General features: G+C 65.8%; 22 protein-coding genes. 8 read left to right on the top strand and 14 right to left on the bottom strand.

All coding sequences use genetic code 11. From position 1 onward, the window contains the following. Positions 1–58 precede the first annotated feature (58 nt). The 6 genes from AC1U2B_RS22485 to AC1U2B_RS22460 all read right to left on the bottom strand — a co-directional run bounded on the left by AC1U2B_RS22485 (position 59) and on the right by AC1U2B_RS22460 (position 7,748). Positions 59–3,538: an indolepyruvate ferredoxin oxidoreductase family protein gene (locus AC1U2B_RS22485; RefSeq protein WP_480218530.1), complete on the bottom strand. Its 3,480-nt coding sequence runs from the start codon at positions 3,536–3,538 to the stop codon at positions 59–61. A gap of 163 nt (positions 3,539–3,701) precedes the next feature. After that, positions 3,702–4,184 carry an Lrp/AsnC family transcriptional regulator gene (locus AC1U2B_RS22480; protein WP_133760669.1) on the bottom strand — a complete coding sequence of 161 codons (483 nt, stop codon included), beginning with the start codon at positions 4,182–4,184 and terminating at the stop codon, positions 3,702–3,704. 29 nt (positions 4,185–4,213) lie between these two features. Continuing rightward, the gene (locus AC1U2B_RS22475) at positions 4,214–4,693 is read right to left on the bottom strand and encodes an OsmC family protein (protein WP_480218529.1); all 480 of its coding nucleotides are present in this window, start codon (positions 4,691–4,693) and stop codon (positions 4,214–4,216) included. A 62-nt stretch (positions 4,694–4,755) separates the two neighbouring features. Then, positions 4,756–5,889, bottom strand: a complete 1,134-nt coding sequence (locus tag AC1U2B_RS22470) for a hypothetical protein (protein WP_480218528.1) — start codon at positions 5,887–5,889, stop codon at positions 4,756–4,758. Between the two features lie 5 nt (positions 5,890–5,894). Then, entirely contained in the window at positions 5,895–6,986 is a 1,092-nt protein-coding gene (locus AC1U2B_RS22465) for a PE-PPE domain-containing protein (protein ID WP_480218527.1), read from the bottom strand. A 288-nt stretch (positions 6,987–7,274) separates the two neighbouring features. Continuing rightward, entirely contained in the window at positions 7,275–7,748 is a 474-nt protein-coding gene (locus AC1U2B_RS22460) for a GtrA family protein (RefSeq protein ID WP_043397819.1), read from the bottom strand. Between the two features lie 214 nt (positions 7,749–7,962). On the opposite strand from AC1U2B_RS22460, the gene AC1U2B_RS22455 reads away from it, so the two are divergent. The 4 genes from AC1U2B_RS22455 (at position 7,963) to AC1U2B_RS22440 (ending at position 11,850) form a co-directional block, all read left to right on the top strand. Then, positions 7,963–9,486 (top strand): FMN-binding glutamate synthase family protein, encoded by a 1,524-nt coding sequence (locus AC1U2B_RS22455; RefSeq protein WP_480218526.1) that lies wholly within the window; start codon positions 7,963–7,965, stop codon positions 9,484–9,486. A gap of 62 nt (positions 9,487–9,548) precedes the next feature. Next, positions 9,549–10,958, top strand: coding sequence for a WS/DGAT/MGAT family O-acyltransferase (locus AC1U2B_RS22450; RefSeq protein WP_480218525.1), 1,410 nt, complete (start codon positions 9,549–9,551; stop codon positions 10,956–10,958). 106 nt (positions 10,959–11,064) lie between these two features. Further along, positions 11,065–11,382, top strand: coding sequence for a hypothetical protein (locus tag AC1U2B_RS22445; protein ID WP_131630786.1), 318 nt, complete (start codon positions 11,065–11,067; stop codon positions 11,380–11,382). A gap of 6 nt (positions 11,383–11,388) precedes the next feature. Continuing rightward, positions 11,389–11,850, top strand: a complete 462-nt coding sequence (locus AC1U2B_RS22440) for a Rieske (2Fe-2S) protein (protein WP_480218524.1) — start codon at positions 11,389–11,391, stop codon at positions 11,848–11,850. Between the two features lie 17 nt (positions 11,851–11,867). Here the strand turns inward: AC1U2B_RS22440 and AC1U2B_RS22435 are convergent, their stop codons facing one another. Then, complete coding sequence (locus AC1U2B_RS22435; protein ID WP_260938597.1) at positions 11,868–12,110, bottom strand: hypothetical protein; 243 nt, start codon at positions 12,108–12,110, stop codon at positions 11,868–11,870. 176 nt (positions 12,111–12,286) lie between these two features. On the opposite strand from AC1U2B_RS22435, the gene AC1U2B_RS22430 reads away from it, so the two are divergent. Beyond that, on the top strand, positions 12,287–13,021 hold the full coding sequence (locus AC1U2B_RS22430; RefSeq protein ID WP_480218523.1) for a cutinase family protein: 735 nt from the start codon (positions 12,287–12,289) through the stop codon (positions 13,019–13,021). A gap of 11 nt (positions 13,022–13,032) precedes the next feature. Further along, complete coding sequence (locus tag AC1U2B_RS22425) at positions 13,033–13,698, top strand: alpha/beta fold hydrolase (RefSeq protein ID WP_480218522.1); 666 nt, start codon at positions 13,033–13,035, stop codon at positions 13,696–13,698. 14 nt (positions 13,699–13,712) lie between these two features. Here AC1U2B_RS22425 and AC1U2B_RS22420 read toward each other — a convergent pair whose 3' ends face one another. Next, positions 13,713–14,930 carry an RNA polymerase sigma factor gene (locus AC1U2B_RS22420; RefSeq protein ID WP_480218602.1) on the bottom strand — a complete coding sequence of 406 codons (1,218 nt, stop codon included), beginning with the start codon at positions 14,928–14,930 and terminating at the stop codon, positions 13,713–13,715. A 17-nt stretch (positions 14,931–14,947) separates the two neighbouring features. Then, positions 14,948–15,304 (bottom strand): YciI family protein, encoded by a 357-nt coding sequence (locus AC1U2B_RS22415; RefSeq protein ID WP_480218521.1) that lies wholly within the window; start codon positions 15,302–15,304, stop codon positions 14,948–14,950. Between the two features lie 166 nt (positions 15,305–15,470). Here AC1U2B_RS22415 and AC1U2B_RS22410 point away from each other — a divergent pair, with 166 nt between their 5' ends. Then, positions 15,471–15,953 carry a DinB family protein gene (locus tag AC1U2B_RS22410; RefSeq protein WP_260939740.1) on the top strand — a complete coding sequence of 161 codons (483 nt, stop codon included), beginning with the start codon at positions 15,471–15,473 and terminating at the stop codon, positions 15,951–15,953. Positions 15,954–15,977: 24 nt separating this feature from the next. Here AC1U2B_RS22410 and AC1U2B_RS22405 read toward each other — a convergent pair whose 3' ends face one another. From AC1U2B_RS22405 to AC1U2B_RS22395, 3 genes are all read right to left on the bottom strand, one after another. Then, a complete protein-coding gene (locus AC1U2B_RS22405; protein WP_480218520.1) occupies positions 15,978–17,345 on the bottom strand; it encodes an FAD-dependent oxidoreductase in 1,368 nt (455 codons plus the stop codon). A 111-nt stretch (positions 17,346–17,456) separates the two neighbouring features. Next, positions 17,457–19,634 (bottom strand): glutamine synthetase III family protein, encoded by a 2,178-nt coding sequence (locus AC1U2B_RS22400; protein ID WP_480218519.1) that lies wholly within the window; start codon positions 19,632–19,634, stop codon positions 17,457–17,459. A 95-nt stretch (positions 19,635–19,729) separates the two neighbouring features. After that, positions 19,730–20,509, bottom strand: a complete 780-nt coding sequence (locus tag AC1U2B_RS22395; RefSeq protein ID WP_480218518.1) for an alpha/beta fold hydrolase — start codon at positions 20,507–20,509, stop codon at positions 19,730–19,732. An 89-nt stretch (positions 20,510–20,598) separates the two neighbouring features. Here AC1U2B_RS22395 and AC1U2B_RS22390 point away from each other — a divergent pair, with 89 nt between their 5' ends. Beyond that, complete coding sequence (locus tag AC1U2B_RS22390) at positions 20,599–22,365, top strand: GNAT family N-acetyltransferase (protein WP_480218517.1); 1,767 nt, start codon at positions 20,599–20,601, stop codon at positions 22,363–22,365. A 30-nt stretch (positions 22,366–22,395) separates the two neighbouring features. On the opposite strand, the gene AC1U2B_RS22385 is transcribed toward AC1U2B_RS22390, so the two are convergent. Further along, entirely contained in the window at positions 22,396–23,310 is a 915-nt protein-coding gene (locus AC1U2B_RS22385) for an alpha/beta hydrolase (protein WP_480218516.1), read from the bottom strand. Next, positions 23,307–24,377 carry a saccharopine dehydrogenase NADP-binding domain-containing protein gene (locus tag AC1U2B_RS22380; RefSeq protein ID WP_480218515.1) on the bottom strand — a complete coding sequence of 357 codons (1,071 nt, stop codon included), beginning with the start codon at positions 24,375–24,377 and terminating at the stop codon, positions 23,307–23,309. The genes AC1U2B_RS22385 and AC1U2B_RS22380 overlap by 4 nt, the downstream gene beginning before the upstream one ends. Positions 24,378–24,426: the final 49 nt, after the last annotated feature.

Genomic DNA, 24,426 nt, shown 5'->3' with positions numbered 1-24,426 from the left:
GGCATGGGGTGACACTGCCGCATGTTCGGCGGCAGGACAGATATGGAGAGGTGGGCGCTCAGGCCGTGATGCCGAGGTCCTGCAGGCGCGCCCAGTACAGCTCGACGTTGCCGAGCTTGACGTCCTCATAGCCCCGCACGATGTCGGGCAACCCGGCGGCTTCGACGGCCGTCGCGTAGTTGGCGGTGGTCAGCTCGGCGGCGAGCCGGAGCACCATCGCAGTGTAGTGAGACAGCAACTGCCGCTCCACTTTCCTGACGTGGGCGTAGCCGAACGGATCGAGCTTGGTGCCGCGCAACACCTTGGCCTTGGCGAGCAGCTTCAGTGCCCCATGCGATTTCGGCCCGAAACCGACCTTCTTCGCGCGGCCCATCGCCCGCAGGGCGGGCGGATGCAGCCGATAGGTGAGGTTTTCGCCGCCGGGCACCTGCGCCTGTACGTCGGCGAGGAAGGCCGGGTCGACCAACAGCCGCGCGACCTCGTACTCGTCCTTGTAGGCGGTGAACTTGTGCAGCCCGCGCGCGACGGCCTCGCTGAACGCGGTGTTCTCGGTGATGGTGCGCTCCGACTGCCAGACGGCCTGGACCGTGTCGACGTAGCGCCGGGCAACTTTCGCGTTCTGGTAGCGCACCAGCTCGCCGGCCCGCAGCTCGACCAGCCGGCGAACCTCGCCGTCGAAGGTGGTGCTGGCCAACAGTTCCGGGCTCGTGACCGCCGGCACCGCCTTCGGCCGTGCTGCGTCGACCGCGCCGGCGAACGCTGCCGGATCGGCGACCGCGACACGGCCCCAGCGGAAGGCGGCGACGTTCGCGGCGACCGCGACACCATTGATGCCGATGGCCTCTTCGATGCTGGCCTCGGGCAGTCGCAGGCCGCCGCTCTGGAAGGCGGCGCCGACGACGAGGAAGTTGGCCGCAGCCGTGTTGCCGAACAAGGCCTCGGCAGCGGCGAGTGCGTCGAAGTGGGTCAGCGTTCGCGTGGTCACCGTGAGCCGCTCCAGCAGTGACTGGGTCTGCGGATACGCGACGGACTTGTCGTACACCATGTCACCGGTCGGAGTCTGGCTCGTCGAGGCGACGGCAATGGTGCGTTCGGCACTGCCGTAGGCCAGGTTCCGGTTGTCGGTCGCGGTCAGCAGGTCGATCGCGATGATGCAATCGGCGCTGCCGGAGGTGAGCCGGTTGGACGGCTCCAGAGCGGTGGTCGAGAACCGCAGGTGCGACACCACCGGTCCCGCCTTCTGGCTCAGGCCGATCTGGTCGAGGCTCTCCACCTGGTAGCCCGCGCGCAGAGCGGCGGTGGCCAGGACCTGGTTGACCGTGACGATCCCGGTGCCACCGATACCGGCCAGCAGGACGTTCTGGGTGCCGGTGGGGGCGCCGAGACCCGGATCCGTGACCCGCGGCGGCTCTGCCGCCGTACGCCGGGATGTCTTGCGATCCTTCTTCTCTGGGGTCAGCTCGACCGTCACGAACGACGGGCAGTCGCCATCGAGGCACGTGTAGTCGGTGTTGCACGACGTCTGGTCGATGCGAGTCTTGCGTCCGAACTCGGTGTCGACCGGCTGCACCGACAGGCAGTTCGATTTGGTGCCGCAGTCACCGCAGCCTTCGCACACGGCCTCGTTGATCACCACGCGCGTGTTGCGGGTGGGTAGCGTGCCGCGCTTGCGCTGACGGCGCGCGTCGGCAGCGCAGTGCTGGTCGTAGATGAGGACGGTGACGCCCGGGATCTCGCGCAGCACCTTCTGTGCTTCGTCGAGCCGGTCGCGGTGCCACAGCAGCGTGCCCTTGGCGAGTGCTTTCTTGTTGTGCCGCTTGGGTTCATCGGCGCAGATGATGATCTGCTTGACGCCTTCGGTGGTCAGCTTGTGGGTGAGCCCCGCGACGCCGAGCCCGCCTTCTACGTCCTGGGCGCCGGTCATGGCGACGACTTCGTTGTAGAGCAGCTTGTAGGTGATGTTGACGCCGGCGGCGATGCAGGCCTGCACCGCGAGCTGTCCGGAGTGGAAGAAGGTGCCGTCGCCGACGTTCTGGAACAGGTGCGGCACATCGGTGAACGGGGCCTGCCCGATCCACTGGCTGCCCTCGCCGCCCATCTGGGTCAGGCCGACCACGGCGCTGTCGCTGCGGCCCGACATGGTGACCAGGGTGTGGCAGCCGATGCCACCGCCGCCGATCGAGCCCTCGGGGATCGCGGTGGAGCGGTTGTGCGGGCAGCCGCTGCAGAAGTACGCGGTTCGCTTGGCGGACAACACTTCCAGCGACAGGGCGGGCGGCGGCGTGCGCTTCAGCTCGACGTGATCACGCAGTACCCGACGCAGCGGGGCGAGCACGCGGGCGGCGGTCAGCTCGCCACCGAGCGGGAACAGTGGTGCCCCGGCGGCGTCGTGCTTGCCGATGATCTGCGGGGCATCGGCTGTGCCGTAAAGGATTTCGCGGACCTGGGTTTCAATGAACGCTGTCTTGTCCTCGACAACGATCACCTGCTCGAGGCCGCGGGCGAACTCCGTGACCGACTGCTGGCCCACCGGATACGGCATTCCGATGCGCAGCAAGCGGATTCCCGCACGGTGCAGTGCCGCGTCGTCGATACCGAGGTCGAGCAGTGCCTGACGGACGGCGTCGAAGGTGGTGCCGGTGGCCGCGATGCCGACCTTCGCGCGGACCGGGTCCACCTCGAGTACGTCGAGGGCGTTGACGTCACCGAAGGCTCGGACGGTCGCCCAGCGCGGGCCGTAGAGGTCGGCCTCGGCGAGCAGGCTGTCGGCGGGTGCGGCCATCGGACGCTGGCGATAGGTGAACGGCTTTCCGTCCCAGAGGATTTCGGGTGCGGTGATCGCGAGATCGGCCACGTCGGCGTCGACGGTCCAGGCGCCGTCAGCGACGTCGGCGACGATCTTCATCGCCACGACGCAGCCCGAGGCCCGCGACAACGCGACACCCTGCATGCCCATGGTGATGATCTCTTCGGCGTTGCGCGGGAACAGAACGGGGATGCCGAGGGCCGCGAGGGATCGCTCGCTGACGGCGGGGACGGTCGACGACTTGGACGCCGGGTCGTCGCCGACCAGCAGCAGCACGCCGCCGCGGGGGTTGACGCCGTACATGTTCGCGTGACGCAGTGCGTCGGTCGCGCGGTCGACGCCTGGCCCCTTGCCGTACCAGACGCCGATGACGCCGTCGTGGGTCGCTTTTCCGGCGGGGAGATCGGTCTGGCTGCCCCAGACCGCGGTGGCGGCGAGTTCCTCGTTGAAGCCGGGGGTGAAGACGACGTCGTGCTCGGTCAGCACACTCGGCATGCCCAGCAGCATCTTGTCGACACCGCCGAGGGGGCTGCCCTGGTAGCCGGAAACGAAGGTCGCGACGCGGCGGCCGGCGCGGAGGTCACGGACATGCTGCTCGACCATCATCCGGGCGATCGCCTGCACTCCGGTGAGCAGGACGGGGCCGGCGCCGGAGCGGTAGCGGTCGTCGAGGTCGTAGGGCGCGGCGGGTTCCACCGCGGTGAGTTCGGATCGGGACAGAACGCTGGTCACTGACAACCTCCACACTTGTCACAACTCAGATCGTGAGCTGCAAAGCGAGAACTAAATGCAATCGGTGCAGCGAAATCTGCTCCTGTATGCGTTCTGCGTCAACAGTGGGCGGAAATGTTGATCAAACTGCTCAATTGTGACGTGGCGCACTGTGACGCACGCATCATTTTGTTCGACGTTGCGTCACGTGCTGCACAAGGGGGAGTGATCGGTATTCGACCGGAGTCGCCATCGCCAGCATCGTCTCGGAGTGCTTGACCCCGTCGATCCGGTGCACCCGTTGGATCACGCTGAGCAGTTCCTCCTGCGTCTGCGCCGCGATCCGGACCAGCAGATCCGCCCGCCCGGTCGTCGCGTGGACCTCCAACACATGCGGCACATCCCGCAACGCCTCGATGATCGCGTCCATCTTGGTCTGATCCGTCTCGACGAAGACCAGAGCGTGCACGGCGAAGCCGAGCTCGGACAGATTGATGTTCGGCGGATAGCCACGGACCAGACCCGACTCCTCGAGCCGCTTCATCCGCGCTTGCACGGTGTTGCGGGCGACCTTCAGCCGCGACGCCAGCTCAAGGATCGGGGTGCGCGGGTCGGTCGCCAGCGCCGACAGCAGCGCCGAATCGAGTGCATCGATCTTGATGGCCATGCGGCATCTTCCCACGGGGACACCGCGGCTTACCCCGATTCGGCGACGGTCACCTGCGCTTCGCACCGGACGTCGAAGTTGACGGAATTGGCGATGAAACACAGGTGATGGGCCCGCTCGTGGACGTCGGCGAGAGCGTCGCGGTGCCGGCCGTCGGCGATCTCGACGACAGGCCGCAACACCACCTCGGTGAAATACCCACCACCGTCCGGGGTTTGGGCCATCGTGCCCGACGGGTGGTCCGTGTAGCCGGTGACGACGATGCCCTCCTGCGAACACAGGGCCAGGACCCACAGCATGTGACACTGCGACAAAGAGGCCACGAGAAGCTCCTCAGGGTTCCAGCGTTGCGGATCGCCACGGAAGGCGGGGTCGGCGGTACCGGCGATGGTGGGCTTGCCGTCGGCGCTGACGTCGTGCCCGCGGTCGTACTCGCGGTAACCGGAGGTTCCGGTGCCGGTATTGCCGGTCCACGTCACGTCGAGTTCGTAGTGGTGCGTCTTCGCCATCGCGGGCGTCCCCCTTCGTAGTGCAGTCGCCTACGTCTGTTCTAGCGCACGCCCATCGACGGTCAGTGTTTACGACTCTCGTGGTCGCCCTTCTCCTTGGCCTTGGCTGTCTTGGGGGCGGCTGCCTTGGGCGACGCGTCGTCGCTGCCGGCATGGTCGGCGCTCTTCGGTGTGCGCTTGGACTTCTTCGGCGTTGCGGCCGCCGGAGCAGCCTGCGGGTCGGGGGAGTCCGTCGACTTGTCGGCTGCGGACGCCTTCGATTTGGCCGGTGCGGCGGGCGATTTCGGCGCGGCGTCGTCGTCCGCCGACTTCTTGGCCTTCGATTTACGATCTGCGGTCGACGACTCTGTTTGCGCCTCTTCGGACTTGGCCGCTTTCGCAGTCCGCTTGCCGGAACTGCCAGTGCCAGATCGCGATTCCGGTTGGTCGCCATCGCCGGCGGTGGTGGACTTCGCGGCGACCTGCGATGACGCAGTCGTCGATGCGGCGCTCGTCGGTGCCGCGGTGGAGCCGGCTGAAATCGAAGAGGTTGGTCGCGGTGCATGGGCGAGGACATTTGCCAACCCCTGGACCGATGACACGACGTTGGCGACGGCAGTCAATGGGTTCTGCCCGCTGAGCACCGTGCCGACCCCGGTGGTCGACAGCGTGGCGACGGCGTAGTACACGCCGACGGCCGCTCGTAGCACCCTGACGACGTAGATCACCGGGGTCAACGGAGCGAGGTGGGGCGCAAGGGTGGCGGTCACGGTCTGCGTCACGCCCGCGGCAGCGGCACCCGCCGCTCCGATCCCGCTGACCACCTGCTGCACCTGGGGCGACGACGAGGCGCCGGGAAACGCCGTCACTGAGCTGACCAGGCTCTGCAGGTGCGTCGTCGTCGATGTCACCTTCTGCACGGCCTCGTACTGGCCGGAGCTGGGGTCGACTTGCGCACTCAGTACCAGCAGCGGGAAGTCCGGTGTCTGCCAATAGATCACGTCGGAGGCAACGGCCTGCGCCGCCCCTCCCACGTTGCCGAGATACCGAATCGGATTGAACGCGGTATCGAAGGCCGCTGCCGTGAGCGCGTATCGGTATTCGGCACTGCCCACCGACGTCGGGTGTGTCGTCGGCAGAACCGGTGCCGCACTGGCCACCACGACGGCAGTCGAGCACAGCACGGACAGCGTCACTGTCTGGGTCTTGACCCACATGAGAACTACCTCCTTGATTCCCCGCCGCGGCGAGATTTCCGAAATCCAAAGTCCCGACGGGGCTTCGACGCCTTCTCCTTGGCGTCCTTGGTGCTGTCAGATGGTTTGTCTGCGGCACCAGATGTGGCGTCGTGCGTGCCGGCCTCCGGCCCGTGCGCCGCCTTGGCGGTCGGCTTGCCGAGCACCGCTGCCGCCAAGGTGTTCATCGCTGCCTGGGGACGATTCGGCGCCTGCCGCGTCGGCGGAGTCGTGGTACCGCGGGGCGCGAGCTGTGGGCGCTGGACGTAGGCGCGGTCGATCTGCGGTCGCAGCCAGGCGTCGATGGGGGAGGTGTTCAGCCCGATGTCACGCAACGGCCGCGTGAGTGGCAGCCGGGCCGTGGGCACGACGTAATGCGTGGTGGTGCCGCCTGCGGCGTTGGTGCGGACCGTCTTGAGCGTGCCTGGCGTCATCGGATTGGCAGCCGACCCGTAGTCGGTGTGCACGTAACCGATACCCATCACCGCGTTCAGGACGGCCAAACGTGTTGGTTTGTCGGGCCAGTCGGAGAAGCCGTCGTACTCGCGGACGATCTCGGTGGTGGGGTAGGAGGTCGCCAATGGAGTGTTCGGCGCAAACAGCTGTAGCGCACGATTCTTGGTGGTGATACCGCCCGTGGTGTTCTGCGGGTCGCCGAAGGTCACGAATTGCAGGTTGTCCGCATCGCGTTGGCCAAGCGAATGTCGCAGCGACCGAGCGAGTTTCACATAGTTCAGCACGATGGCGCCCTGGCTCAGTCCGGCGAGGGTGACGGCAGTGTCGTCTGGCACCGTGGACAGGGTGGCGTTCACCTTGGTGGATCCGATGACCGCATCCGCGGCGAACAGCAATCCCGCGGGATAGCCGATGCCGTGGATGGTGCCGGCGGAATCCAGATATCCGTCGGCCAGCCCGAGTGCCTCGCGCGAGGTAGGCGAGACGTCACACAGGCAGGTGCCCTGCAGATAGAAGGTGACGTCGGGGCTCTCGGTCGAAGCGGCCGCCGACGGATGCACACCGATCGCCGCGCAGAGCGCGACGACGAAACCTGTTGCACTGCAGCGGTTCCAACCGGCCACGGGGCAATGTCCAATCTGTACGCGAGGAGGGGATTCTGAGATATGCGCAGCGCGGCACCACTGGAGCGACGGTGTCGCCGTGGTGACGTACTGGGGAATTTCGCTGATCAGTCAGCGACGGTGATGGCGGCATTGAGCGGAAGATTCTCGCCGACGCGTATGAGATGCCCTGCCGTCCCCGACTACCCCCGTTTGTTGCCTCCGTACAACATTGACTCGGCGAAATTAACACCCTTGCAGCATCTGCGCTTGTCATGAGACGCAGGTCACCGCACGTGGCGCCCCTGGTCAGTGCCGGAACACGACCCAGCGCATCGCCGCGTACATGTAGACCGCCTCGCAGCTGCCGGCGACGATCCGGGCGACGTGGTACTCGACGCCCAGGGCCGACAATCCCGTCGAGACACCGAGGATGAACGCCAGATAGTTCACCGCGACCACGACGACGTACACGGCGAGCTGCGGGCCGACCGCGCTGTGCGAGCTGAAGTTGAAGGTCCGGTTCAGGACGTAGCTGAGTCCGAACGCGCACACGTACGACCCCGTGACCGCCACCGCCAGCGGCAGGCCCAACCCGTCACGCAGGCCGGTGAGCAACAGCAGATCAACGGCGAACGTGCAGCCGTTGATCAGTGCGAAACCCAGAAATGTCGGAGCGACAATCGATTTGAGGCCGAAGGGCAAGCGACTGACGACCAGTTCGCAGGCTCGGTGGAATCGGTCGACGGCACGTTGCAGCCCGCTCGGCGACTCGACGGTCACGCGGGCACTGTGTCATGAGCCGGCATCGACCAGGTAGCCGCGAGGCGAACTCTGCGGTTCGCCTCGCGCAGTGTCACGTAATGTCCACGACGGTGAGACCCCGTGGGTGCGGTGAAATCCATCGGCGGGCGTCCGGATCGGAGTTCACGAATTACTGCCCTGATGTTTGCCAGTTCTCCACCGGTACGGGGTGTATCTGTTATTAGCTATGCCGATGAAGTGGAAGAGCATTCTGCCCGCAGCACCCGTCGTCGGTGTGGCTGCGCTTGCTGTCTACGACCTCACCCAGAAGCCCCACGCCCTCCTGCGCAACTATCCGGTGCTCGGGCACCTTCGATACCTGCTCGAGGAGATGGGCCCTGAGCTCCGCCAGTACATCGTGACGAGCAACGACGAGGAGCGCCCGTTCAGCCGCAACCAGCGGCGCTGGATCTACGCGTCGTCGAAGATGCAGAACAACTACTACGGCTTCGGCACTGACAACAATGTGGAGTACACACCCGGCTACCCGATCATCAAGCACCGGACGTTCGCCGCGGTCACACATTCGTCAGACCGGCCCGGTAGCCCTGTCCCGTCGGCAAAGATCCTGGGCGGACCACGTGGTCGCGCCAAGGCCTTTCGGCCGCAATCAGTGGTGAACGTGTCGGCGATGAGCTTCGGCTCGATGTCGGCGAAGGCCATCGAGGCGATCAACAAGGGCGCGGCCATTGCCGGTTCGATGCACAACACCGGCGAAGGAGGCCTGTCGCCCTATCACCGCAACGGCGGCGACCTGATCCTCCAGATCGGCACCGCCTACTTCGGGTGCCGCGATGAGCATGGTCGTTTCGACATCGACAAGCTGAAAGAAGTGGTCCACTCCGGTCCGGTCAAGGCCATCGAGATCAAGCTGAGTCAGGGCGCAAAGCCGGGCCTCGGCGGCATGCTCCCGGGCGCGAAAGTCACCGCCGAGATCGCGACCATCCGTGGCATCCCGGTGGGTGTCGATTGCAAGAGTCCGTCCCGGCACACCGAATTCCATGACATCGACAGCATGCTCGACTGGGTCGAATTCGTTGCATCAGAAACGGGATTGCCGGTCGGCATCAAGTCCGCGGTCGGCAACATGGACTTCTGGGACGAGCTGGTGGAGCACATGGCCGACGGTCAACGTGGGGTCGACTTCGTCACGGTGGACGGGGGCGAGGGCGGCACCGGCGCCGCGCCGCTGATCTTCAGCGAATCGGTGGCCTACCCGTTCCGGATCGGGTTTTCCGAGGTGTACAAACGCTTTGCCGCGGCAGGGATCAGTGACCGCGTGACATTCATCGGATCGGGCAAGCTCGGGTTGCCCGACAACGCCGTTGTCGCCTTTGCGCTCGGCGCCGACATGGTCAATGTCGGTCGGGAGATCATGCTCTCGATCGGCTGCATCCAGTCCCAGAAATGCCACACCGATTCCTGCCCGACGGGAATCGCCACCCAAAATGCCTGGCTGGCAAGGGGACTCGACCCCACCTTGAAGTCGGAGCGAGCAGCGAACTACCTCATGACACTGCGCCGAGATCTGCTGAAGGTATCGGAGGCCTGTGGTGTCGAGCATCCGGGCCTGATCTCGACCGACGACCTGGACATACTCGAGGGCGTCGGGTCGAAGACCCCATTGCGCGAAGTCTATGGGTACGAAAGAGGTTGGGGCGTACCGTCGCTGGCCGATCGGACCGCGATCGCCGAGTTGATGACGGCAGATCAGTAGACGCGCGACGATGTTCGCCCGTTTCGCGGTCGAAGTCGCATGCGGTCAGTAAGTTGACCGGAGTGACCGGCAAACGACTGTCCCCGCTCGATTCGATGTTCCTGGCGGCCGAATCGCCCGAGACGATGATGCATGTCGCGGGACTGATGCAGTTCCGCCCGACATCGGGCGACGCGGGCGACATTCTGGATCAGCTGCGCGACGAAATCTACGGGTCGAATGAGATCGAACCCCCGTGGAACATGAAGCTGCAGACGCCGTGGTTCCTGCTCAATCCGCTGCAGCGGTGGGTCGAGGACACCAAGTTCGACGTCATGTATCACGTTCGGCGCTCTGCGTTGCCGCGTCCGGGTGACCAGCGCGAGTTGGGAATCCTGATCTCCCGCTTGCACGCTCGCCAGTTGGACCTGACCCGGCCACCATGGGAACTGCACATCATCGAGGGCCTGGACGACGGCAACGTCGCGTTGTACGTGAAGATGCACCACTCGCTCGTCGACGGCTACACTGCGATGAAGACGCTCATCCGGTCGATGTCGACCGACCCGGCCGATGCCGACACCCCGTTGTTCTTCCGGAACCCGGTGCCCAAGCGGGAACGGAAGAAGGACGAGAAGGACAGCGGCCTCATCCCCGACCTCGGCGGGCTACTGCGGTCCGTCACCTCGGAGTTGTCGACTGTCATCGATCTGCCTGCCGCGTTTGCCAAGCTGGCTATGACCGCGGTCAGCAAGAGCAATCCGCTCGTCGGGCCCGGCCAGGCGCCGCACACCATCTTCAACGGTCGGATCGGCCGAAGCCGCCGGTTCGCCACGCAGCAGTACGACATCGCGCGCTTGCGCGCCGTTGCCGATGCCGCCGGCGCAACACTCAATGACGTGGCGCTCGCCATCTGCGGCGGCGGACTGCGTGACTATCTCCTGGGACTCGATGCCCTGCCCGAGAAGTCGCTGATTGCCATGCTGCCGGTCAACATTCGGCCGAAAGACGATCCCGGCGGCGGCAATGCCGTGGGCGCCATCCTCGCGACGCTCGGTACCGACATCGCCGACGCCCGCGAGCGCATCGAAGCGATCAGCGCGTCCACCCAGGCCGCCAAAGATCAGTTGTCGGGCATGACCAGTAACGCGATCCTCGCGTACACCGCGGCACTGATGGCACCGTTTCTCGTGCAGACAGGTGCGGCCACGGTGGGCGCGCCGAAGGTGGCCCCGGCGTCCTACAACGTCATCCTGTCGAATGTGCCCGGCCCGGACTACCCGCTGTACTTCCGAGGCAATGAGCTGGTGTCCACGTTCCCGGTGTCGATTCCCGTCCATGGTGTCGGCCTGAACATCACGTGCCAAAGCTACTCGGGCACTTTGAATTTCGGCTTCACCGGCTGCCGCGACTCGATGCCGCACATGCAGAAGCTCGCCATCAAGACCGGTGAGGCACTGGCCACTTTGGAGAGCGCCTACGGCCTGGCGTGAAAACAGTATGTAAACGCAATTGACTCAAGTGCTGAAACGACCCATCACCGCGGGCGCTATGGTGCTACTTTCACCGGACCAGCTAGCACCGGAAAGTGGGTGTGCAATGAGCGCAACAACGTCGCTTTTGGCTCGCATGTCAGTGGGGGCGGCAACCTTTGGCGTCGCGTCGGCGGTGGCTGGCTTGATCAGCATGCCGATCGCGCATGCCGACGAGCTCACGTGCTCGGACGGCTTGGTCGCGTCCGAAGGCACCTGCGTGCCCCCAGCGGATGGCCCCGCGGCCCCGGAAGCGGCACAAGGCCCCTTCAGTGCGCCGGAATCGTCGCTCGACGATCCCAGCTTGTTCACGCCACCCTTCGAGCTCACTGAAGGCGAAGTCGCGTCGCCCGGATACAACGCCGGAGGCGGCGGCCACCGGTAGCGGCTCGTGGCCGAGATCGAGAACTCTGACCGACTGCACCGACGTCCCGCCGTGGCGAGCCGCCGTGGAGTTCTCCTCGGCGCCGGCGCCGTCGGCGCGGGAGTGGTGCTTACGGCGTGCGGTGGCAAGGAGTCAGGTACCTCGGCCGGCCCGTCCTCGGGTGGTGGAACCACTGCGGCGGCATCGAATTCGGTGAAGACGGGTGAGGTGCCAGTCGGCGGTGGCGTGGTCCTCAAGGAGGCCAAAGTCGTTGTCACTCAGCCGAAGGCGGGTGAGTTCAAGGCGTTCACCGCGATCTGCACGCACAAGCAGTGCACGGTGTCGAAGGTCGCCGACGGCACCATCGACTGTCCTTGTCACGGAAGCAAGTTCAGCGCCGTCAACGGCTCAGTCGTCGAGGGTCCGGCAGATCAGCCACTGGCCCCGAAGACGGTGACGGTGGCCGGGGACACGCTGACCGTCGCCTGACCTCCGCTGGTCCTGCGCTACACCGAACCGTCGCAGCCGCGGACACCGCCGGTCGCCACCTTGGGCGATGTGGAATTGACGCCACCGATGGAGCTCGGCGAGGTGGTGTGTGTCTGGACCGAGACACTCGGCTTGGTCGGGGGTTCGGGCTGCGGGTTGAAGGCCTGAGCCGTGCCCGATGCCAGTCCGAAGCCGATCAGGGTCAGACCGCCCGACAGGAGTGCCGTCCCCGCGGCCTTCTTGATGTTGGTGGTGATCATGGTGTCTCTCCCTCTCGCTGGTTCGGCCTGCGTCGACCGTTGACAGCAATGGTGGGGTGCCGACCTTGGCGGATTCTTGGCAGATTCCTGCGGCTGACGGGTATCGCCGCCACCCGCTGTGTGTCAGCATGGAAAAGGCCGGTAGCAGTTCGCTGGCGCAAGACGCTGGAGCTGATATGGATGTCATCAAGCTGTTCCAAGTCATGCGGTTACCCCGCCTCGCCGGGGTCGCCACGGTCGTCGCTTCCGCTTTTGTGAGTGCACCGGCACCGCCGGCGTTCGCTGAGCCGTGTCCCGATGTCGAGGTGATGTTCGCCCGCGGCACCAGCGAACCGCCGGGTGTCGGCATGGCCGGACGGGCGTTCGTCGATGCCCTGCAGGCACAGGCGGGGAACAAGTCGGTCGCCGTGTATCCGGTCAACTATGCCGCCAGCAGCGATTTCGGGAACCGCCTCGACTTCGTGCAGAGCGTTGTCGACGGAGTCAAAGATTCCGCCAACCACGTCCAGGCCACCGCGGCGAACTGCCCGAACACCCGGATCGTGCTCGGCGGATACTCCCAGGGCGCGGTCGTGGCGGGGTTCACGACCGCGAACGCGGTACCGAAAGAGATCCCGGCGGATCTGGCGGAGTACGCCTGGTACGCACCCAAGCCGATGCCGCCCTCGATCGCGAACCACGTTGCGGCACTTGTCCTCTTCGGAAAGCCGTCGACGGAGTTCATGGCGGACATCGGCGCACCACCGATCGCTATCGGGCCCGCGTACGTGGCCAAGACGATCGAACTGTGCGTACCTGACGACACCATCTGCAACGGGGCACCGGCAGGCGGGCCGTCGTTCGCCCACATCACGTACGGATCGAACGGGATGGCTGATCAGGCCGCGACTTTCGTCGTCGGAAGGCTGTGACGACAGCGCCCATGACGACGTTCCTGCTCGTACCGGGTGGCGGTTGCGATCGCGCGTACTGGCGATTTGTCGTGCGCGAGTTGTCGATTCGCGGGCACCGTGGGATTGCGATCGACCTGCCCTGCGACGACGATGCGGCTGACTTGAACACCTACGCCCGTGCGGTCGCGGCTCAGCATCACCACGATGGCGAGCGGACTGTCGTCGTCGCGCATTCGTTCGGAGGCTTCACAGCACCGCTTGCCTGCCCGCTGGTCGATGCGGCGGAACTGGTCTATGTCTCGGCGATGATTCCCCGTCCGGGCGAGTGCCCCGGCGATTGGTGGAGTGCCACGGGATGCGTTGGCGCACAACGTGAAGCCGCTGCCGCCGGAGGATATGACGTCGATGATCCCGTCGCGTTGTATTACAACGGAGTCGACCGCGCGGTGATCGACGCGGAGATCGAACGCGCACAATCGGACACCCCGTCGCTGAAACCATGGCCGGCAGAAGCCCTTCCGAATGTGCCGACGCGTTTCATCCTGTTCCGCGATGACCGGTTCTTTCCCGAGCGATTCATGCGGGGTGTGGTTGCCGACCGGCTCGGGATAGAGCCCGAGGTCATGCCCGGCGGTCACATGGCGATGCTGTCGCATCCGGTCGAGCTCGTCGACATGCTCACGATGCCGCGGTGACGGCCGAGATCCGTTCAACCGTCCACGGCATCACGAGCGCCGCGCAGGTACGCCTCTTCGATGGGGTTCGCCGCCAAGGCGGCGGCCCGGTCATAGGCATCGGCCGCTTCGGCTGTTCGACCGAGGCGAGACAGCAGCGACGCACGGACCGCGTAGTAGACGTGATAGTCCGGCAGCTCGAGCTCGTCCACCAGATCCAAGGCCTTCTGCGGGTGCTGCACCTCGGCCACTGCCACCGCACGATTGAGCGCGACGACGGGAGTCGGGGCGATGGCCATCAACTGGTCGTACAGCGTCAGGATTTGGCGCCAGTCGGTGGCGGATGCGACCGGCGCGACGCTGTGAACGGCGTTGATGGCCGCCTGGATTTGATAGGGCCCCGGTTGATTTCGCCGTAAGCACGTGCGGACCAGCGCCTGCCCCTCGGCGATGAGACCGCGGTCCCACCGGCTGCGGTCCTGGTCGGCCAGCAGGACCAGATGTCCCTTCGCATCTGTCCGCGCAGATCGTCGCGCGTCCGTCAGCAGCATCAGGGCGAGCAAGCCCAGGACCTCAGGTTCGTCCGGCATCAACTCCGCCAGCAGCCGGCCGAGACGTAGCGCTTCGTCGGTGAGATCCGCGCGCACGAGATCCGCGCCGGAGCTTGCGGTGTGCCCCTCATTGAAGATCAGGTACACCACGGCAAGCACGCCGTGCACGCGCTCGGGGAGGTCGGCATCATGTGGCACGCGGTAGGGGATGTGCGCGTCCCGGATCTTGCGCTTGGCGCGGACGAGCCGTTGGGCGACAGTCGATTCCGCGATCAGGAACGCGCGAGCGATCTCGCCCGTGGACAGGCCCCCGAGCAACCGCAATGTCAGCGCAACGCGGGCCTCCAAGGACAGCGCCGGGTGGCAGCAGATGAAGATCAAGCGCAGGCGGTCGTCGTGCACGGGACCCCCTTCGATCACTTCGTCGTCGGGCTCCGGATAGAGCAGTGCCGCTTGGGCGTGCCGTTCATCGCGAACCGACTCTCGCCGGAACCGGTCAATGATCGAGTTCGAGGCGGTCGTGATGATCCAGCCCGCAGGGCTCGGCGGGGTCCCGGTGTGCGGCCAGCGGTCCAGCGCCTTGGTGAAGGCGTCCTGGACCGCCTCTTCGGCGAGGTCGATGTCACCGAAGCGACGGACCAGAACTGCCACTGCCCGTCCGTACTCGCGCCGGAACACATCGGCGATCTCGGTGGGCGGCAGCTGGGGCACGGTCGCGATCAGCCCCTCAGGTCGCCCCGGAACGGGCGTACCTCGATGGGCAGGAGTCGCACGGCTTCTGCCTGCTTGTGCGCCCAGCTGAGGGCGGCGTCCAGGTCCGGCACGTCGATGATGGTGAACCCGCCGAGGTGCTCTTTGCCTTCGACGTACGGACCGTCGGTCGTCACTGTCGCGCCATCATGAACTCGCACGACGGTTGACGCCTCCGGCCCGTGCAGACCGCCGGAGAACACCCACACCCCGGCTGACCGCATGTCATCCTCGACCGCGTCCAACGCATCCATGATCGGTCCCAGCACGTCCGGCGGCGGCGGATCGCCGACCGGCTGATGCATCGCAAGCAAGTAGTGGGTCACCGGTACTCCTTGATCAGGGGGCGGCCTGATGCCACCTTTCACCTTCTACACGAACGGCGACCCCGGATTTCGACAGACCAGGGATTGTCGTTGGCAATCTGCAGGATGTCGGGGTGAGCTGGCACCATCGAGAAGCGTGACTTCCGTGCAGCGGCCAATGCCGCCCATGAGCGCCGACGAGCGCACCACACTCGAAGGATGGCTGGACTTCTACCGTGCGACGTTGGCACTGAAATGCGAGGGTCTCGACGACGACCAGTTGCGCAGTGCGTCAGCGCCGCCGTCCGAGCTGACGCTGCTGGGGTTGATGCGGCACGCCGCGGAGGTGGAGCGGAACTGGTTTCGCCGGGTGCTCGCCGGCGAGCAGGCACCACCGATTTTCGGGCCTACGGATCACCCCGCGGGCCACGATGGCGGGTTCGAGCTGTCGGCGGAGTCGTCGTATCAGATCGCATTTCGGATCTGGCAGGACGAGATTGCCCATGCGCGTGCCAACTGCGCGGCTCGTCGGCTCGATGAGGTCAGCCCGTTCATGGGTAGCGAGGTGAGCCTGCGCTGGATCTACACGCACATGATCGCGGAGTACGCCCGCCACTGCGGGCATGCCGACGTCCTCCGCGAACGTATCGACGGTGTGACGGGCGTCTGAATCGACAGGGGCGCACAGCGTGATTCATGCCCGGCCGGCGAGATGCTCCAGCGGCCCGCAGCGGACGTCGTACCGCTCGCGGATCGTGTCGAGCGTGGCCCGATGGTGTTCCCGGTCCCGACGGTGGGTGCGCTGAAATCGCAGCATGGCGGCCAGTCGTCGGGGCAGCGGATACCAGAGCAGCAGGTCCGAGCCGAAACCCGCGAACACCTTGGCCGGCAGATGGTCGAATGCGAGACTCAGGTTGTAGAGCGTCAGGGGGAATCCTGCGGGTAGCGGCGACCGTCCCAATTTGTCGCGCAGACCTTCGGCATCGAGCTCGTACAACGGCAGGGTGTGCAATCCGCCGGTGAACATCAGGTGGGTCAGGAAGTAGGCGGCTTGGAGCGTGAGGGGGATGGCTGTCGACCGCTGTTGTATCGACAGCGTGCGGCCTGACGGGGACACAAAAGGCTCGTACGCGTGCGAACTACGCAGCAACAGTCCCGTGCAGTTGACCAACCAGGTGCCTTCGGGCACCTTCTCGGTTCGCCCGCTGCGGAACACGAGTTCTGCTGAACCGTTGCGGTCGACCGCGTCAGCGAAACGCTCGTTGTCGGCTCGGCGCAGGCCGCCCGTGATGACTGCCATCTCCGCGTCGGACGTGACCCCACCGAAGCCATAGGCGAAGTCGCATTTTTCGCCCGTCGGGCCGGTGCCGAGCGCCGAGTAGTACCAGCGGAGCAACTCGTCTTCGTTCGTGCCGTCGTATCGCTTCGCGAGTTGAGCGCCGAGGGTGGTGAACGGCATGCCACCAAACCAGCGCCCACGGAATCCTGCCGGCAGCAGGACGTCACGTCGCAGCGCGATCGACCCGCGGCCGACCACCATGTTCACCTCGCGTCCGGGGCACCGCGTGATGAGCAGGTGTGCGGTGTCGAGGCCGGTTTTGCCTCCGCCGATAATCCAGACCGGCGCATCGGATTCGACGACCTGGCCGAGGTCGTTGGGTGTGGTCGACCGGACTCGTTTGCTGGAGACCGGCAGTGGCGGGTTCGGCTCGACCTGGAAGCCGAACGCCTTGATCAATCGTTTGGCCTCGACCAATCGCGTCTGTCCGGCCGGATCCTGCAAGGTCACCTGAACCCCGCGGTCGGTCTCCTCGTGCGACACATAGGACCAGCCGAAGCGCTCGTCGACATCGACCTGCCGGGACACGACGTCCAGGCAGTGCTGCAAGTGGTCGAGGATTTCCGGCTTGCTTGCCAGGTAACCGCGTTCCTTGCCCAGCGTCCATTTGATGTTGCCTGCGGTGCCCAGATACTGGGCAGCAACGACAAGCGCGTTGAGGCCGGCGATACCGGCGCCGAGAATGCAGACCTCGCATTGATCGGCGTGCTGTGAACCAGTCATGGCAAGATTCACCGCCGCTTCCCTGTGGCCGCCGAAACGATCTCGCGTCGAGTATGCGCTGGTGGCCAAAGGTTTGCTGACGTTCTGCAAACCGGGTCGGTCGGACGTCAGTTAGAGGACGTAGAGCATCTCCTGATACGTCGGCAACGGCCACAGGTCGTCGGCCACGACGCTCTCCAGCGCATCGGCCGCGATACGGATTGCGTCCATCGCGGGCAGCAGCGCCACTTGAGCGTGCTTGGCCTCGTCATAGGCCGACGCTGCCGAATGATCTGCCAGCGCCGTCGTCAACGTTGCCAAGGCGTCACTGAGTGCACTGATCGGCTCCGAGATCGACTGCAGCAGCGTCAAACTCGGTGTCATACCCGCCGCCGTCAATGCTGCGACGTTCTGCGCGAGTTCGGTTTGGTAGCGCAGGGCGGCCGGCAGAATGGTGGTGGAACCGATCTCGAGCGCCAGTTTGGCCTCGACGCGGATCGTCAGCGCATATTGCTCCAGACGTACCTCGTACCGACTGTGCAACTCCCGCTCGTTGAAAACGCCGTACTTCTCGAAGACCGCGATTGCCTCGGGCTTGATCAGTTCCGGAATGGCGTCCAGCGTGGTCTTCAGATTCGGTAGCCCGCGGGCGGCCGCCTCGGCTTGCCAGTTCTCCGAGTAACCGTCGCCGTTGAAGACCACCGCACCGTGCTCGGTGACGATGTCCGTCAGCAGCTTTTGCACCGCGGTGTCGAACTCCTCACCGTCGGCGATCGCCTTCTCCAGGATGGTCGCGCAGTAGTCCAGCGAGTCGGCCATGATGGTGTTGAGGACGATCATCGGCACCGCCACCGTCTGACCTGAGCCCGGCGCCCTGAACTCAAATCGGTTGCCGGTGAACGCGAACGGGCTGGTGCGGTTGCGGTCGCCGGGGTCGGTCGGCAGCACCGGCAGGGTATCGACACCGATGATCATGCTGCCCTTGCCTTTTGACGATGTCGCAGCACCCTTGGCGATCTGCTCGAAGACGTCGGCGAGCTGATCGCCCAGGAAGATCGAGATGATCGCGGGCGGCGCCTCATTGGCACCCAATCGGTGATCATTTGTCGCCGATGCGACCGAAACCCGAAGCAGCCCAGCGAATTTGTGCACGGCGCGGATGACGGCCGCGCAGAACACCAGGAACTGGGCGTTCTCGTGCGGCGTGTCGCCCGGTACCAACAACGACCCCAACTGGGCGTTGCCGACCGAGAAGTTGACGTGCTTGCCCGAGCCGTTCACTCCGGCGAATGGCTTCTCATGGAACAGGCATTCCATGCCGTGCTTCTTGGCGATGGTCTTGAACACGGTCATCAGCAACTGCTGGTGATCGGACGCGATATTGGCCCGCTCGAACATCGGGGCCACCTCGAACTGTCCGGGGGCGACCTCATTGTGGCGGGTCTTGGCGGGGATGCCGAGCTTGAACAGCTCCCGCTCCGTGTCCATCATGAATCCCAGCACTCGGTCGGGGATCGCGCCGAAGTAGTGGTCGTCGAACTCTTGGCCCTTGGGCGGTTTGGCTCCGAAGAGGGTGCGACCGGAGTTGATCAGGTCGGGCCGCGCGAGGAAGAAGTGCCGGTCGATCAGGAAGTACTCCTGCTCGGGACCGCAGAACGAGACGACCTTCTCCAGGTCTTTGTGGCCGAACAGCGTCAAGATGCGCTCTGCGTGGATGCCCATGGCCTGCTGGCTGCGCAGCAGCGGTGTCTTGTAGTCCAGCGCCTCGCCGGTCATCGACACGAACACCGTTGGGATGCACAGGGTGTTGCCGTTCGGGTTCTCCAGGATGTAGGCCGGACTGGTTACGTCCCAGCCGGTGTACCCGCGGGCCTCGAATGTGGACCGCAGGCCGCCGGACGGAAAGCTCGATGCATCGGGCTCGCCCTGCACCAGGGTCTTACCGGCGAACTCGGCCAGCGCCTGTCCGTCAGAGACCGGTTCGAGGAAGCTGTCGTGCTTCTCGGCGGTCAGGCCGGTCATCGGATAGAAGACATGCGCGTAGTGCGTCGCGCCCTTCTCCAGCGCCCAGTCCTTCATCGCGGCCGCGACGGCATCGGCGACCGTCGGATCGAGCTTGGCACCCTTCTCGATGGTGGCCACCACCGATTTGTAGATCGCCTTGGGCAGGCGTGCCTGCATCTCGGCCTTGGTGAATACGTTCGTGCCAAAGATCTCACCGGGCGCTTCAGCAGGGTCGAAGGTATACGCCGGGGGCGCATAGGCCTGGACGCCGGCGATCGCTCGCAAGCGGGTGGCGTTTCCGCTCAATGGAATTCCTCTCCCTACATGAATGACCGCTTCACACTAGGGACGCCTCATGGCAGCAGTGTTACGTCGATGTCAAAGGCGGCGTTCAGTAGAGGTCAACCCCGGCGGCCGACATCCTGGCTCAGAATCTTGGGCCAGGTCTCGACATCCTCCGGGGTGTAAGCCAGCGTCAGTGTCGACCTCGGCATCAGGGCGGCAAGGGATTCCGCGGTCGAGATCGGATGGGCCGGATCGTCGATCCAAGCCAGGATGGTCGTCGGCACATCGATTCGCGCGATGGCTTCAGGAGCCGGCAGGTCGCTCAGCGCGGCACCGCGAAACAGCGACGGCAGCAGGGCGTCGGCGACGTCGGGCACTGTTTCGGGCGCACCCACGGTGGCCGGCGGCCGTGTCGCGCCACGGGTAGCGGCAATGAATGCCCCGACGCCCTCGGTCTCGATGAGCGTGGCCGCCACCTCGTAGGTCGCGGCCTGTGCACGCCGAGTCTCCCACGCGGTGGCCGGCACCATCAGCGTCAGACCCGCGAACCGTTCAGGCTCGCGGGAAGCCGCGTGCAACAGCGTGCCGGTGCCCATCGACGGGCCGACTCCGTGCACTGGTTCACCGGGAAACCACCGGTCGAGCAGCTGCAGCAAGTCATCGGCGAGCTGTTCCCATCGGTAGTCCTCGGGGACCTTCCGACCCGTCGACTTGCCGTGTCCGCGTGCGTCATAGCGCAGCAACCGCGTTCCGCTGAGCCCCCGGCCGAGGTCGAGATTGAGCACCCGATCGCGTGCCCGGCTGGAGGTGAGTCCGTGTAACTGGACGACGGGGTGACCACCTTCGTCGCTCAGTTCGACCGCAAGCTCGGCTCCGGGAACTGCGAAAGTAGGCATCAGGCAACTCTTTCCGTAACCGATCGGCTCGCTGCGGAGTCGACCCGCCGACTGAGCATTCAGGCTAACCGGGGCGCTAGGGTACCGCCATGCGGCTCACGAACGTCTCGCACTTGCGACTACCGTTCGGTCGCCTCTGGGGCTATGACGTCACGGCGTCCGCACTGGGTCGGCGCCTTCCGGTGTCCTTTGATCAGCGGATTCACGTATCGGCCGGGGCCCGGCCCGGTTCGTGGATGGCGTTGTCCATTCGTTTGCCGGCGCGGGTGAGCCGGCAATCGCTGGCCGACGCGTGGCTGGCGGTGGTAGCCCGCCATGGCACGTTGCGGACCGCATTCTCGGCGGGTCCGAACGGCGATCCGGAACTGCATGAGATCGATGTCAGTCCCGGCGGATGGGTCGAACACGAGATATCTGCCGGCCAGGCGGTGAACGATGCGCTGCAGGGTGTTCTGGATGCGGCCTGCTCGCCGTATCAGCGGCCCTCACATCGGTTGTGTCTGTTGGAAACCGCGGCCGGGTTGACCGTGGTGATTGCCGCCGACCACAGCCACGTCGACATGTGGTCGATGCTGGTGATTGCGCGGGATCTGCTGGCGCTGCTCACCGACGCGCGAATCGGACGTACTGTGTCGCTTCCGCAGGCACCCGCGTTTGTCGAGCACACCCAGGCGCTGCTCGATCGTCCCGCGGCGCCAGACCACGTCCGAGAGACCTGGGCACGCATCATCGCCGACAGCGGAGGGGTGATGCCGCGATTTCCGCTGCCGTTGGGCGAGCCCGAGCTGGGTCCAGAGCGCGTCGAGGTCCGGGATGTGTTCGATGTCGATGCTGGTGCGGCGTTCGCCGTGCAGGCCCGCAACGACGGCGTATCGACGCTGGCGCTGGCCGTGGCTGCGATGACCTCCGTGACCCGGGAGCTGGCGGACGCGCCGCTGCGCGCCGTTTTCCCGGTGCACAGTCGCTTCGATACCAATTGGCACGATTCGGTGGGTTGGTTCATCACCAACTCGGTACTGGAGTCGACCGTCGCCGAACCACTCGCCGCGGCCAACGCCGTCAAAGAAGCAGTGCAGCTCGGGTCCTGGCCGCTGGCGGACGTGCTGTCGCCGTGGGGCGGCATGCCGATGTCGCCCGGCATGTTCGCGATCTCCTGGCTGGACCTGCGGCGGCTTCCGGTCCGCATCGACGACGTCGGGCTGGATGCTCAGTACGTGAGCGCCGCCATCCAGACCGACGGAGTCATGCTCTGGTTCATCCTGGACGAGTCAGGCCTGCATCTGCGGTGTCGCTACCCCGACACCCGTGAAGCGCGAACGAACGTCGGGGCGTGGCTCGACCTCTTGGTGACGCGTCTGCAGGCGCAGGCACGAACGTCGGTTCGGGGACTGCTGCATGTGGGTGACCGCAGTTTCCGCGTGGAACGGGCGGGCCGTGACGATGTCGCGTCGATCGTCGCGCTGCTGTCCGACGACCAATTCGGTCAGGATCGCGAAACCGCGGACCTGGAAGACTACGAGGCGGCGTATGACGTCCTGGTCCGTGACCATTCCAACTATCTCGGGGTGGTCCGCAACGGTTCCGATGTGATCGTCGCGACGGTCCAGTTGACCGTGATTCCCGGGCTGTCCCGTGGTGGTTCGACCCGACTGCAGATAGAAGGATTGCGCGTTACCGCCGCCGAGCGTCGACAGGGTTTGGGTACGGCCCTGGTGCAGTGGGCACACGAATACGGCCGGGCACACGGGGCTCGGTTGGCACAGGTGACAACGGACGAAGCGCGCGAACAGGCTCGTGCGTTCTATGACCGCCTTGGCTACCACGCCGCCCACGTCGGCCTGAAACGCACCATCTGATTCGGCACCCACCGTTCGAAGTGGTTCGACTCAGCGATCGGGAATCGTTGAGTGCCGTTGCAGGAAGGACGTTTCGACGCGCACCACGTTCTCGTGATCGAGCCCGCCGGCGTAGACGTCGTAATGTCCGCCGCGGCTGCGATACAGCTCGCCCCGCGGCGCCGTGGTGGCCACCGTCAGCGCCGGTCCGGTCGGCGCCATGGTGTCCTGCTCGGCGACAACCATGAGCAGCGGGCACTGCGCGTGCCGGGCCCGTCGCACCGGGCGATGCACCGATATGTCGAGCAACGAACGCACGGTGATGTCGTTGGACCAGGAACCGTCACCTGGGTCGAGTCTGTCCATGCCGACCAACGCGTCTTCGGTCGCGATCACCCCGAGCTGTCCGGGGGAAACACTGATCGGCAAATACCTTGGGCGCCGGCCGAATACAGACCCGGCCAGGTCGGCCAGGGCGTATCCGGTCAGGCGGAGTGCGCGTTGCGGCGGGATCTTGGTCAGCCCGGCGAACCCGTCCACCAATGGGCATTGCGCGATGGCGCCGGCCAGTCCGGGCTCACTCGCGGCGAGCTCGACGATGTGCATGCCCGCAAATGACGTGCCCCACACGAACATTCGCGTCGAGTCGAACTCCTCTTGGCTGCGAGCCCACGCGAGGGCAGTGCGGTAGTCCTCCAGCTGGCGCCGGATGGAAAGGAATTGCCTAGGCTCGCCGGTCGATTCGCCCCAATGGCGATAGTCGAAGACGACCGCGGCAAAACCGCTGGCGGCGAAACGTTCTGCGAACGGCGCCAGCCCGCCGGCCTTGATGCCGCCGATGCCGTGCGCCATGACCACGACGGGAACCGGGCCGGACCGGTCGGGCAGGTACACCCAGGCGTCGAGCTCCTCGCCTCCGCGTGCCGGGATCCGCAACTGGCGCCGGCTCATGGTGTGGTCGCTCACGATGCCACCGAACCCGCGACGATGATCTGCGCGCCCGCGTCCCGAGCCAGGTCGGCGCCGAACAACGCGCCCGGCGTGAGCGCGCCCGGACGGCCTTGCCCTTCGCTCAACCGCATGGCAGTCAACGCGGCGACTTTGGCAGTGAAGCCGTAGCCCTCGCCGGTCCGCAGCCACGCCTCACCCCGTGTGCCGTCGCGCCATTCGAGCCGGGCATACGCCCAGGAGACGTCGCCGGACTTGGCCGGGGGAGTCATCTTGGTCCGGCTGATCAGACGCTGCACCGCGGCATGGACCGGGCGTGCGGACAGCAGCGCCGACACCACGGGGAGGACGGCGCGGACGGCGCGTCCGCTGGGCACTTCGCTGGAGAAGGCCAGCACGTCGCCGGCGCCGGATGCGCGCCGCGCCGCTTCCAGCTCGCCGGTGGGCACCGCGAGGGCTTGAATTGCGGGTAAGTCGGGCAAGGGAATCCAGGCGTGGTCGGCGCCCAGCCGGGTCCGCTGCAGCTGCCCGTCGCGGTAGTGCCGGCCGCCATAGGCGAGCGCATCGACCACGCTGGCCAGTACCGCCGAACCCAAGCCATCCACCGTCGGCATGGCCGCCACCGTCGCGCGGGCCGCCGCCGACCGACCGTCGGCCAACTCGAGGACCAGCGCCTCGGTCGCGAGCACACCGAATCCCGCGCCGGTGACCAGCGTGACGCCCGCCCGCCGCGCGTCGGCATCCATGCCCAGCAATTCCTGTACCGGTGGCAGCTCGTTCGCGAGGTCCACGTAGTGGCTTCCGGCGGCCAGACACGCGCGGGCCAGCGGGGCCGTGGTCTCACCGAACGGGCCGATGGTGTTCACCACGACGGTCGGCTTTTCGGCTGCGATCAGCTTGGTCAACTCGGCCGGGCCGGCGGACACCACGATCCGGCTCTGACCGCCCAACGATGCCGCAACTGCGGCGAGCCGGTCGTGGTCACGTCCGACGAGAACCACTTCGGCGCCGGCGGCGCCGATCAGTTCAGAAGCGATGGCACGGCCGCCCTTGCCGGTCGCACCGAGAATCCAGATTGTCTGCATTCATTTACGGTACAGTCTGCATCGTTAATCGGTCAACGCTAAAGTTCGG

This window comes from Mycolicibacterium sp. P4_G11, from assembly GCF_056555145.1.
The sequence above is the reverse complement of the archived record's forward strand: the minus strand, read 5'-3'. Positions and strand labels throughout refer to the sequence as shown.